9 protein-coding genes are annotated in these 12,126 nt (G+C 46.5%); 1 reads left to right on the top strand and 8 read right to left on the bottom strand.

What is annotated here, in order from left to right; all coding sequences use genetic code 11:
* Positions 1-4: 4 nt before the first annotated feature.
* The 3 genes from OKC24_RS06175 to pheS form a co-directional block, all read right to left on the bottom strand.
* Positions 5-301 carry an integration host factor subunit alpha gene (locus OKC24_RS06175; RefSeq protein ID WP_005007563.1) on the bottom strand — a complete coding sequence of 99 codons (297 nt, stop codon included), beginning with the start codon at positions 299-301 and terminating at the stop codon, positions 5-7.
* Positions 298-2,679: a phenylalanine--tRNA ligase subunit beta gene (gene pheT, locus OKC24_RS06170; protein WP_131277746.1), complete on the bottom strand. Its 2,382-nt coding sequence runs from the start codon at positions 2,677-2,679 to the stop codon at positions 298-300. Before pheT ends, OKC24_RS06175 begins: the two co-directional genes overlap by 4 nt.
* A 142-nt stretch (positions 2,680-2,821) precedes the next feature.
* Positions 2,822-3,802: a phenylalanine--tRNA ligase subunit alpha gene (pheS, locus tag OKC24_RS06165; RefSeq protein ID WP_130143642.1), complete on the bottom strand. Its 981-nt coding sequence runs from the start codon at positions 3,800-3,802 to the stop codon at positions 2,822-2,824.
* 158 nt (positions 3,803-3,960) lie between these two features.
* On the opposite strand from pheS, the gene OKC24_RS06160 reads away from it, so the two are divergent.
* Complete coding sequence (locus OKC24_RS06160) at positions 3,961-4,983, top strand: hypothetical protein (protein ID WP_130143643.1); 1,023 nt, start codon at positions 3,961-3,963, stop codon at positions 4,981-4,983.
* A 49-nt stretch (positions 4,984-5,032) separates the two neighbouring features.
* Here the strand turns inward: OKC24_RS06160 and OKC24_RS06155 are convergent, their stop codons facing one another.
* From OKC24_RS06155 to OKC24_RS06135, 5 genes are all read right to left on the bottom strand, one after another.
* A complete protein-coding gene (locus tag OKC24_RS06155) occupies positions 5,033-5,245 on the bottom strand; it encodes a hypothetical protein (RefSeq protein WP_005007554.1) in 213 nt (70 codons plus the stop codon).
* A 117-nt stretch (positions 5,246-5,362) separates the two neighbouring features.
* A complete protein-coding gene (locus tag OKC24_RS06150) occupies positions 5,363-5,896 on the bottom strand; it encodes a P-loop NTPase family protein (RefSeq protein WP_171457681.1) in 534 nt (177 codons plus the stop codon).
* Between the two features lie 95 nt (positions 5,897-5,991).
* Positions 5,992-6,369 (bottom strand): hypothetical protein, encoded by a 378-nt coding sequence (locus OKC24_RS06145; RefSeq protein WP_131277750.1) that lies wholly within the window; start codon positions 6,367-6,369, stop codon positions 5,992-5,994.
* A 169-nt stretch (positions 6,370-6,538) separates the two neighbouring features.
* Positions 6,539-8,227, bottom strand: coding sequence for a ShlB/FhaC/HecB family hemolysin secretion/activation protein (locus OKC24_RS06140; RefSeq protein WP_252151935.1), 1,689 nt, complete (start codon positions 8,225-8,227; stop codon positions 6,539-6,541).
* 199 nt (positions 8,228-8,426) lie between these two features.
* The gene (locus OKC24_RS06135; RefSeq protein WP_265464882.1) at positions 8,427-12,107 is read right to left on the bottom strand and encodes a YDG domain-containing protein; all 3,681 of its coding nucleotides are present in this window, start codon (positions 12,105-12,107) and stop codon (positions 8,427-8,429) included.
* Positions 12,108-12,126 lie beyond the last annotated feature (19 nt).

Below are 12,126 nucleotides of genomic sequence, written 5' to 3'. Positions count from 1 at the left end.
CAGATCAATCGATCTGCTCATTTCCTACGCGCTGACGGAACTTTTGTCCAGCGCGGAAGGTTACTACGCGGCGGGCAGAAATCGGAATTTCTTCACCCGTCTTCGGGTTGCGGCCTGGACGCTGGCGCTTGTCACGCAGTTCAAAGTTGCCAAACCCTGATAATTTCACTTGCTCCCCTGAGATCAGCGCTTGACTGATCTCTTCGAAGAACAACTCGACCATTTGTTTTGCTTCACGACGGTTTAAACTCGTGAGCTCACTTAAATGATCAGCCATTTCTGCTTTAGTTAGTGCTGTCATGAAGCCCTCAATGTCGCCTGATAAGTGTTTTCCAACACGTGTAGAATATTATCCATACCGGATTTGATTTCAGCATCTTCAAGTGTCCGCGCTGGATGCTGCCAAAGCAGTGCAAATGCCAGTGAGCGCTTGCCTTGTTCAACACCTTGGCCAGTGTACACATCAAATAGCCAGACAGAATCTAAAAGCTCTCCGCCAGTTTTTTCGATAAGCTGCTGAATTTCGCTAACATTAATCTTATCACTAATTAAAAGCGCAATATCACGTCTAACCGATGGAAAACGTGATAATTCTGTAAAATTAGATACATAAGTTTGCAAAACAGCCAGTTGATCCAATTCGGCAACCCAGGTCGTGCTTAAATCCAGCTCACTCTCTAAAGATGGATGCAAACGGCCTAGATAACCAATCGATTTCCCATTTGCTAAAATTTCAGCAGATTGGCCAGGATGCAGCCAAGCGCGCTCTGACCGTACAAATTCAACTTGCAACCGCCCAGCCGCCAGGACTTCTTCTACATCACCTTTAAAGTCAAAGAAATCCATTGGTGCAGCTTTGCCATGCCAAGATTCCGCAGAACGCGGGCCAGTTGCAATCATGGCAAAGGTTGGAATTTGTTTCAAATCATGAATGCTTGCAGCGCCTTGATAATCGAAGCGCAGACCCAGCTCAAAGAAGCGCACACGGCTTTGCTGACGGTTGACATTGTATTGAACACATGGAATCAAACTAGACAGCAGCGTCGAACGCATGACAGCTAAATCGCTTGAAATCGGATTGGCCAAAGCCAATGGCTGAACTTGAGGATTTAACTGCTTTTCCAGTTTCGCATCCGCAAAGCTGAAGCTGATCGCTTCCTGATAACCTAAAGTCACCACGGTTTGACGCAATTGCGCAAGCTCGAATTGATCCTGATATTTTGCCAGTTTCACATCAATCACAGGCAGGCTGATTTGAATATTGTCATAACCGTGAATACGGGCAACTTCTTCAATCAAGTCCTGATAAATCGCCATGTCATAACGGTGTGATGGCGGAATAACCGTCCATTCACCTTCCGATTTCACTGTGACGTCACAGCCTAAACGCGTTAAGGCATCAGTAATAAATGCAGCTTCAACGGTATAGCCTAACAGCTGATCCACCTGCGCCTGATTCAATTCAATCGCTTCACGTGTCGGCAGCAAATCCGCCCGTTCAGCCACCGTAATCGGACCAAACTCACCGCCCGCCAGCTCAGCAATCAACTGCGACGCACGGTGCATGGCAATGATCGGCAATTCAAAATCCACACCGCGTTCATAACGCTGTGACGCATCGGTGTGCAAGCCAAAGCTGCGCGCACGGCCTGCAATTGCGAGCGGTGCAAAGAATGCGGATTCAAGGAAAATTTCAGTGGTTTCATCGGTCACAGATGAAGACAAGCCACCCATGATGCCTGCAATAGCCAAGGCTTTTGCATCATCCGCAATCACCATCACTTTTTCGTTCAGTTCCACTTCTTGCTCATTCAGCAAAACCAATTTTTCATTGGCAGTGGCCTGACGCACATGTACGGAACCTTGAACCTTTCCGCCATCAAAGGCATGTAAAGGCTGCCCCAATTCCATCAATACATAATTGGTGATGTCGACAAGAATACTGTGCTGACGGATGCCTGAACGGACTAAAGCCTGTTCCATCCACTCAGGGGTCGCTGCTTTAGTGTTGACGTTTTTAATCACACGGCCCAAATAGCGCGGGCAGCCTGCTGTTGTAACGACAACTTGTTTCTGATCGGCAATGCTCGCAGCAACTTCTTTAATTTCAGGCGCTGTGACTGCCAATTGGTTAATCACCCCAATTTCACGCGCAATGCCGCGGATACTGAAACAGTCACCGCGGTTTGGCGTGATGCTGATATCGATCACATGATCATCAAGATTGAGGTATTCACGGATATTGGCGCCTACAGGCGCATCCGCAGGAAGTTCTAAAAGGCCATCAATTTTATCTTCAAGGTCAATTTCCGAAGCGCCGCACAGCATCCCTTGTGATTCAATACCGCGCAGTTTGCCTTTCTTGATTTTAAAATCACCTGGCAATACTGCACCAATGGTCGCTACAGGCGCTTTCATGCCTGCACGTACATTCGGTGCGCCGCACACAATCTGCAAAGGCTCAGCTGTACCGATATTCACGGTCGTTACACGCAAACGGTCTGCATCTGGATGCTGCTCTACCGTTAAGACTTCACCGACCACCACACCAGTAAATGGTTTAGCTGCAGGCGTTAAGTCATCCACTTCCAGACCCAGCATCGTCAGCTGGTCAGACAAGGTGTCGCTGTCGATGGCTGGGTTAACCCAAGTGCGAAGCCAATTTTCGCTAATTTTCATACATTCAATTCCTTAATCTCCCCTAGCCCCTCTTTTAAAAAGAGGGGAAACACATCCGCCGTTTTAAAGGCAGGAAAGTCCCCCTTTATCAAAGGGGGATTTAGGGGGATTCTACTTATTTCCAAATAACTGTTTAAATTGTTTAAGCAAATTGGCGTAAGAAACGCACATCATTCTGGTAGAACATCCGCAAGTCATTGATGCCATAGCGCAGCATCGCAAAACGTTCCACACCTAGGCCAAATGCAAAGCCTTTGTATTTTTCAGGATCAATGCCCGCAGCTTGCAGCACATTAGGATGCACCATGCCGCAGCCTAAAACTTCCAGCCATTTGCCGCGTTCATCCATAATATCCACTTCGGCGCTTGGCTCTGTGAATGGGAAATACGAAGGGCGGAAACGCACGGTTAAATCTTTTTCAAAGAACTCATTCAGCAAATTCACCAGCAGGCCTTTGAGTTCAGCAAAGCTGGTATTTTCCGCAACGTACAGACCTTCGATTTGATGGAACATCGGCGAATGAGTCTGATCCGAGTCGCAGCGGTAAACACGGCCTGGGCAGACAATGCGGATTGGCGGCTGGCTGGTTTCCATGGTGCGGATCTGCACACCTGATGTGTGCGTGCGAAGCAAATGATTCACATCAAAATAGAATGTATCATGCATGGCGCGCGCAGGATGGTGGCCCGGAATATTCAGCGCTTCAAAGTTGTGATAGTCGTCTTCAACTTCAGGACCCGTTGCCACAGTAAAGCCTGCTTTGGTAAAAAACTGGCAAATACGGTCTTGCACCTGTGTCACAGGGTGAATGCTGCCGATGGTTTGACCGCGGCCCGGCAAGGTAATATCAATGGTTTCACTTGCCAGCTTTTGTTCCAGCGCCGCTTTTTGTAATTGAGTTTGGCGTTCTGTTAAAGCAGCATTGATTGCTTCACGGACGGCATGAATGGCTGCGCCTTGAACTTTGCGCTCTTCAGGGTCCATTTTACCCAATGCTTTAGACTGTTCCGCGAGCTGGCTTTTTTTACCCGTAAATTGCACTCGAACTTGATCAAGTGCTGCAAGGTCTTGAGCTGCTGCAATCGCAGCGAGCGCTTCAGTGGTCAGGGCTTCCAGTGACATAGTAACTCTCAAAGCAACAATTTAGAAAAATATAAAAACCCCATATTCTAACAGTTTTTGAACGTTATGATGAAGCGCATTCACAAGTAAAAATTGCGATAGCATCCAGAATTAAAAAAAGTATAAGATAAGCGCAATATCAATGAGATCAAACAACTATGGCGCTCGATCAAATTTGGAAGCAGCAGCTGACTTTAGTGACGTATGGAAATGAGTTTTTAACCCAAAATTTAAGTTTTCAGCGTTGGGTGCAGCACGCAATTTTTGATCAGCACCGTTTTTTATTCCGTGATCTTATCTCTCAGCACCTGCTGGCGCAGCACTTTCAGATTTGGCTGGAAGGCTTAAAAAAACAAGGCATCCAGCGTATCAGCCTGCACAGCTCCGGCATTTTAAATGACGAACAGAATCCCAACAGCAATGTTGAACTTCTGCCGATTGCGCATTTTATTGTGAGCCATGAGGCAAATAAAAAGCAGGCATGGATTTTCGGTAAAGAATTAGCGGAATGGTACAGAGCAGACAATGACTATGAAGCCCCTGCCTCGCAGCAGCCCGGCCTGCGGCTGGAAACCTTTTGGCGCTTTGAACTGAATTCAAAATTAGCAAAACGCGTCGATGCGGATTTGCAGCAGCCCAATTGGGATGATATTCAGGCCTATACAGACAATGAATTGTTTGACAGCAAATTCGCGGCAGGCTTCAGCGAACCCGCGCATTTAGATTTACCGTATTACGGCAAGGCATTGCAAAACACTGAAACCGATTCAGTTCAATTGGCTTTGCTTCCTGCAGAATATCCAGCGGATTATGCCCATAGAACGCTGCGCCGCTTAGACGCTTTGGCAGAATTCATCCAAGCAAAAATCCAGCATCCCTATGATGAAAATGGCGAAGCGCTGAGCCCTGAAGAACAATTGAATCTGCGCCATTTTTCACAAAAACTGGATGATTTAAGCGCCAAATTTATTGTTAAAGCAGCGAATCATTATAAAACAGCCCGTTTAACAGCAAAGCAAGTCAGCTCACCATTTGACAGCAGCGCGGCGCCGCAGCTGCAAAGTTCAGCGGCAAAGCCAGCAGCCTCTCATGCAGAACACAAATCAGGGAAAAGCGGCGTATTTGCTTTAATTATTGTGACCATCCTGATCTGCCTCTTTGCCTACTATTTTGGCCTTTAAACGCTTAAAGCTGAAAAACGCCTGAATTCAGGCGCTTTTCATGACGGGCTTATGCTGTAATTAAATAATTAAAGGGCCGAATTTCAATTTGCACTTTGTGCTCATTGGCATGCTGATTGATATAGTGATTGACTGCAACCACCTCACCTTCCAGCTGAGCATCTGGGCCGTACATGATTTTCACGGATTCGCCTTTGCGCGGAATCATTTGCAATTCAAGCGTAATACTTCCCTGCTCCATACCTCTAATTTCTGCCAGCATCTTATTGTCCTTATCCGTTTGTTTTTCATTATTAAGCAGGCCAATAGCCACAGATTAAAGCATATTTATGTAACTTCAATTCGATCTTAAAGCTCATTTTCGGGAGCCGCATCTGCATCAAGGCAATTGCTGCAAGAATTGATCTATCTCTTTTTGACTTTTTAAATGAATCCAGCGGATACTTGAATACTCTGGCGCACTCATCATCTGCATATATTTTTTCCGGTTTCTGCGGTGCGTGGCAATCATCCACCGGACTACAGAATCACGCCCGAACATCCGCTGCAGGCTTTCCCGGTTATTCGAATTGGACCATAAGTCCTGCTTATGCCATGCACGCTGAACTGCGCGCTTGATCGAACGGTAGAGATTCACTGGAAACGGCAAGTCCAGCCAAATCACCGTATCAATTTCACTCCATTTCACAGGAATCGTCCGGGTATAGTTGCCATCTATCACATAGCCGTCTGCGGCTTTCTGCATTTCAGCTTCAATTTTGGCAAAGAAAATTTCATCCGGGCACTCTTGCCAGTCATCCAGCCAAAATAAATTATCCAGCTCAATATAATGCAGGCCCAGCCTTGCAGCCAATGCTCTGGAAAAGGTCGATTTTCCTGTGGCGGAGGTGCCGACAACATTAATTTTTTTCATTTCAGTCATATGCTGCGCTGCCTTAGAGCATGTTATTGATGCAGATCTCTTTTCAATTAATACACGATATTAAAGCTATTCACCATGCATAAAGCTTAATCGTCATAATCCAAAGCATCTTCATCTATATTGATAAAATCAGGCAGCGGGGTTTGCTCAAATTGCACAGCATGAATGCGCTCACATTTCAGAAGCGCAGCTTTAGCCACACGGTGCATGCCATCCATAACTTTGCCTTCTGCACATAAAATAATGGGATAACTTAAATCAGCTTTTTCAATCAATTGAATGTGATCAATAATTTGCTGTGTTGTGGGATGCGTATCTGGAAACCAATAGGCCTCGTTTAACTCCTGAATCTCGAATAAACACACATTTTTTATCTGAAAATTTGCACTTAGTTCTACCAGACGGTGAACGTTCCAGATGAAAGTGTCTTCACCGGCCTGACGAAAATGATATTGTTTTCGCATGTTGTTTGTTCCAGCTGCACGCTTTCCACAGGGTAGTATTCCATCACTTTAAAAGCTGTGCTGCTTCTTTTCAAATCATTAGAACAATAAAAAGACTGCCAGGCAGCCTTTTTAAAACATTGATTCAGACTTTCATGCTTCAGCCATCTTTTGATATACCGCAAATCAGTTAAAAGGTTTTTTGCCAGTTTAGCCAAAATTGATGATCATCACGCTGACTCAACTGCACTGGCGTATCCCCTAAAGCAAAACCAGCTAGCGCTTGGAAGCTTCCAGCAAAACGGTTATCCCATGTCAGCCCAGCTCCTGCGCTTCTCAAGGAGGCCGTATTCTTTTCAGTCGAACCTTCCCATGTTTGTGCATTTAACTTCAATTTTGCCATATCAAAAAACAGGGTTCCGTTCAGTTGATTCAGCGCATCAGACCATAAACCCTGCCTAAATTCTACACTCGACGCGATCCCCTGTGATGCTGAAAATACACTGCTTTTATAACCGCGCATAAAACTTGGACCTCCAACATAGTACGCTTCCGCACTGTCCAGATTGTCTGGACTGTAAAAGCCTTCAGCCGAAATATAGAGCTGATTGCTGCCGGTAATTTTCTGCAAGCGCGATCCTTTGACGAAGACACTGAGATAGTCGCCATCGGTTTTCCGAGTTAATGCATCAATAGCCTTAATATCTGCATTTCTTATCTGCAGCTGCCCAAAAGTTGCTGTTGCGGCCAGCTGATTCATTCCGATACCCAAAAACTCATCCAGAAACATATGCGTGAGCCCCAGCTGAAGACTGTCCATTTTACGGTGGTTCAGGCTTTCAGCGACCATCACGTCATCTTCAAGCTGCCTATTGGTATAAGCCAGTCTCAGTACAGTCTGCTCTCTTAATCTCTGTACAACTGATTGCTGTACCCAAAGCGAGGCTTCTTTTGCGCTCCCCTTATAGCCCAAATTTTTCAGATCTTTGCCCAATTCATAAGTCAAATAAGAATAGCTGCCCCCCAGCTGTGTACCCAACCCATACACCTGAGCCGTGTAGCCAATTTTTCCATAATTCATATGCTGACCGCTGCTCAAGGCATCTATGGAGAGCTGATCACCCAGCCCCAGCAGGCTGTTCACCCGCATACCGCCTGTGCCGCGTACTTTACCGGTATACTTTCCGCCCATATTATCCGCCCCAACATAGGCCTGATATTTTTGGATGGGCTCCAGATCTACCTTCAGCACTGTTTCATTTTTTGCCTGGCCTGCTGTAAATGCAAAACTGCTTTTCACGCCTTTCAATAAATCCAAACGCGATGCAATTTCTTCAAGCTGCCGGTCAGAAAATATTTGCCGGGGCTCGAGCGGTTCAATAATTGACTGGATCAGCCAAGGCTGGGTATTTGTATTATTCTGGATCTGCACGCCATTTAAGACAGCTTCAAGCACCTGAATAGTCACCTGCCCCTGATTCAGATTTTGTGCGGGCAAAAAAGCATAGCTATAGCTATATCCTCTGTCCGCATAATACTTGCTGATCTGATTCGCGGCCTGCTGCAATTCATTGAAAGATAGATTTTTAGCTTCATATGATGCAATTAACTGATGCAGCGTTGCCGTTGAAAATATACTGTTGCCCTGTATTACAAACTTTTGCACCATTACTGTCTGCTGCCCTTCAATAGCCACAGGGGCAACAGGAGCGGCAGGCAATGCAGCATTTTTTGTTTCAGGCAGCTGTAGGTTTTTCTGTTCCTGCAATAACTGGCCTGCATTTGGAATATTTTCTGCAAAACACAATTGCCCAGTCAGCAGCAAACAGCACCATAATAATGTCTTTGGCATATTGGCTGCCATTTGTTCCCTATTCATTTTTACCCCATAGCCTGTTCAAAGCAGGCTTTTAAATTTAAATCATTCAATAACTGAAATATGCACAGACAGCCGTTGCATGCAGAGGCTGCCTGTATAAGCCGGTTTCCCCATGTTGACTGCTTTCGGATGCATGCAGAAGATCCGTATCAGTCACCTTGGACAATCTTAAAACTCAAAGAATGTCTGCACCCTGCTATCAAAATACAGGCGCCCCAAAAACGCCTCTCAGCCCCTGATTGAGATCACTTTGCCTCCACTGAGAGCCACTGAATACATTCATCTCGCTTACGCCAGGTACGTCTCGGCTAAAAATTGTCGCACGCGTTGATGAGCCGAAAACGCCGCCATCACCGCCGCCAAATCCTAAAAATCCACCGCCATCGCCGCCGCCCAAAGATCCTGAATCAGATGAGCCAAAAACCTGTGCTATAAATGCTGGCGCAGATGAACCGCTGCCTAAAAAAATAGTCCCCAGCGGCCGTAAATCCCCTCCGACGGTGCGCACCTCAAATAAACTAGGGGCCTGTACAAAAATTCCCGAAACAAAAGGCGACTGGGATAATTCAATATTTGCCCGCACGATGGGCTGAAGATCCGCCAACTGATAGTTCTGAGCATCTGCCCCTGTCAATATAAGCTGTTGTATATTAACCTGTTTATTATTACCAGCAGTGCTGTCAACAAAGGCGCCTATCCCCTGCACACCAAGCTGATCACCTGCCAGCATCCCGCTCAGCACCGCATTGCCAGTATTCAGCGTGGCAGCCGTTGTCCCGTCATGCATTTTATTCTGCGCCTGAATTCCTTCCACTCCGGTGATCAGCGCTTTCATAATAGTGCCCTTCAGCGTATAAGGCTGGCTGACAAATGTATAATTTCCAGCATCCGCACCGGATAAAGCGAGGTTATGCAACGTGACTGTTTTATCCGCTCCGGCATTTTTATTGTCAAAATTTGCATCGGCAGTAATGCTTAACTGGTCTTGACCAATCCTGCCCAAATAAACGGCGTGATCGCTGTTTAGAACAGCCGCCGCTGTGCCGTCATAAACTTTATCCGCAACCTGAAGGCCTGCAATATTTTCAATCATCTTTTTAAAAATATTGGCTGAATCCGTTAATTGAGCGGCAAGCTGATAATTATCCGCATCAGCTCCTGTCAGCGTGACGTTCAATAAATTAACCGTTTTATCCTGTCCTGCATTTTTATCAGCAAATTCAGCGCGTCCAATCTGCACCGTTAAATCATCACTGCCAATCTTTCCAGTCAGCACGGCATTCGATGCATTGGTTTGGGCTTCTGTTGCACCATCATAGGTCTTGTCAACTGCAACATCTCTTATCTGCGTAATAGTGGCTTTATCAATGATGACATTGCCCTGTTCAAATGACAGGTCATAACCATTTTGCCCTGAATATAACCCGCTGATTGAAGAGGCATGCATACCTGCATTTTTACCGCCGCCGGCATATACAGCCGCGCCTAAAATTTTTGAACCGTCTGCCTGCTGCACTGAATTGGCATAGCTGCTGCCAGTTTGATTCACACCATTGTAAACACCTGCGTAATCATCCGCCTTCACCGCCAATGGTGTTAAAAAAGCTTTCAGTAGCGGGCCTGTCTGCCCCTCATAAATACGCCATGCTGTATTTTGACCAGCTGCATTACTGATGCTCCAGTCCAAATCTGCATATGTCTGTTTCAGTTTAATCTGCCCAGCGCTTAAAGCGCTTTCATTCCCCTGACGATCCCAAGCCGTTACAGAACCATCTGCCTGAGTAAAATAGGCGTTGCTTAATGTGCTGTCCCAATTATCGCCAATCAGTAAAGCGGCCCCATTATCCGACCTGACCTGAACATCGCTATAAACCTGATCGACAGTGCTGAAATAACTGCCTCCGGCCAAGCCGCCGATATAATTTCGGCCAGTCACTGTTCCTTGTACAAAGCTATTGCTGAGTGTCGAGTTGCTCATGCTGCCGATCAGTCCGCCAACAAACTCATCGCCTTGAACCACCGCATTGATTAAGCCGACATTGCGGATATCCGCACCCTCAATCTTGCCGAACATCCCCCAGCTGCTGCCTTGCCCATTGCCAACCACTGGCGCTTTAACCGTCAGATTCTCAATGACATGGCCTAAACCATCAAACAGTCCTGTAAATGGGCGGTTTCCTGTATTTGGGCCGCTGCCTTCAATCATTGTCCCGATGGGTGCAAAATTGCTGATGCTGCCCGCATTGATATTACTGCCCAAGGCATAATAACCCGACAGATTATTCTGCATATTCTGCAAGGCAGTGGCATCAGTAATAACCTGAAATTCTTTTAGATTGGCGGCGTCACTGCCGCGCTGAACACTGAAATTCAATCCCTGCTGCAGATGCACAGGCGCTTGAATAAAATAGCCCGCGTACGTTGGCTGATTTTGGCCAGAACTGGCACTGTAAACTTCGCCATTGCGCCCATCCGCGCTTTGCTGCCCGTATTTCAGCACCAGTTTGCCGCCTGCGCCCTGACCCGCATCAACGACATGATTGATATAAATATTGTTATCAGCATCGAGCGTCAGTGTCTTTCCACTGTCCCATTTGACAGCATCATTTATGGAAATGCTGCCCTGCCCCTGTGCATTTGTTGTCAGCGATGGATCTGCAGATGCTGTTGCTTCTGTATCTGTCGTCTGAATGGTGACATCGGTATTTTTCAGTGCTGCATTTAATGCCGCGCCTGTCATGTTGCCGCCTGCTGCAGCCACAATAAAGTCTACAGGGTCGATCAGCCATTTCCCCGCTTTTCCGCCTGCTTCTGCTTGAGTGCTTACATGCGCTGTATCGGCAATATTAACCGTTGCCGCAGAGGTTTCAATAAAACCGCCAGCCTGGCCATTTTTACCTTCGGAAACTAAGCTGCCCGAGATATTTGCAGCACCATTCGACACATCGCCTAAGAGTACAATTTCACCTTTAGCATTGGTTTCCAGACGGTTCGCCTGAATATAGCCGGTATGATTGACTACAGCCCTACCCAGCTGCAGCTCTGCTGCTGCAGTCAAATGCACAACACCGTTATCGGCAATAATGGCACCGCTATTTTCAACCAAGCCCTGCAAAGTGCCCTGATCGATGTCGTAGCTTATGAGCTGTCCATTTTGCAAGCTCACACGGACTTTATCCGCAGCCGTTAATTCAACTCGCCCATTTTCCGCGCTAATCGAACCTGTGTTTTTAACGATAGGCGCAATCAGCGCAACCGTTCCGCCATTTTGCGCTTGAATATTGCCATGGTTCTCGACTGAACCGCTTTTTCCGCTGCCTGTGAAAGTAAATTTACCGTCAAGTACATCCTGCTGCTGCAAATCCAGTGTAGAGGCGACAATCCCGCCAACATTGACCTGCGCTGTTTTAGAAAACACCACACCATTTGGGTTGATTAAAATGACCTGACCATTGGCATTCAGCCGCCCCATAATCTGACTGGCATTGTTGTCCAGTACACGGTTGACCGCAACAGAAGATTGATTCAGCTGATTGAAATTAACCGCTGCATTGCTGCCGATATTAAAAGTATTCCAGTTTGTTGCTAGATGCTGTGAATGCTGATTAATATTCAGAGTATTCCCTGCCTGAGTAAAATCAGCACTCCCGGATTTAATCTGCTGCCCTGCGGGCAAAGCATTATCATGGATCGCAGCAGACACACTCAGTGACAAAGTTAATGCCGCCACACCCGCAGCATATGCAACAGCATTTTTTTTTCTTCTTTTATCATATGCTGTTTTGACGCTGCTTGCGCCAGAATGGCTTTTTGCAAATTCTGACACGGCTTGCCAGCACTGCAGCCTCGCGTTCCATACGACTTTATACAATTTGTTCATATCAATCCCCAAATGAAAT

The organism is Acinetobacter entericus (assembly GCF_026168575.1).
GTDB classification, from domain to species: Bacteria; Pseudomonadota; Gammaproteobacteria; order Pseudomonadales; family Moraxellaceae; genus Acinetobacter; species Acinetobacter bouvetii.
This window is presented reverse-complemented; position numbering and strand designations above follow the sequence as displayed.

What these genes read in the sequence shown, in the direction of transcription:
- pheS (WP_130143642.1), bottom strand. Translation starts at nt 3,802, where the DNA reads ATGTCACTGGAAGCCCTGACCACTGAAGCGCTCGCTGCGATTGCAGCA.
- OKC24_RS06150 (WP_171457681.1), bottom strand. Translation starts at nt 5,896, where the DNA reads ATGAAAAAAATTAATGTTGTCGGCACCTCCGCCACAGGAAAATCGACC.
- OKC24_RS06175 (WP_005007563.1), bottom strand. Translation starts at nt 301, where the DNA reads ATGACAGCACTAACTAAAGCAGAAATGGCTGATCATTTAAGTGAGCTC.
- OKC24_RS06140 (WP_252151935.1), bottom strand. Translation starts at nt 8,227, where the DNA reads ATGAATAGGGAACAAATGGCAGCCAATATGCCAAAGACATTATTATGG.
- OKC24_RS06145 (WP_131277750.1), bottom strand. Translation starts at nt 6,369, where the DNA reads ATGCGAAAACAATATCATTTTCGTCAGGCCGGTGAAGACACTTTCATC.
- OKC24_RS06155 (WP_005007554.1), bottom strand. Translation starts at nt 5,245, where the DNA reads ATGCTGGCAGAAATTAGAGGTATGGAGCAGGGAAGTATTACGCTTGAA.
- OKC24_RS06135 (WP_265464882.1), bottom strand. Translation starts at nt 12,107, where the DNA reads ATGAACAAATTGTATAAAGTCGTATGGAACGCGAGGCTGCAGTGCTGG.
- pheT (WP_131277746.1), bottom strand. Translation starts at nt 2,679, where the DNA reads ATGAAAATTAGCGAAAATTGGCTTCGCACTTGGGTTAACCCAGCCATC.
- OKC24_RS06160 (WP_130143643.1), top strand. Translation starts at nt 3,961, where the DNA reads ATGGCGCTCGATCAAATTTGGAAGCAGCAGCTGACTTTAGTGACGTAT.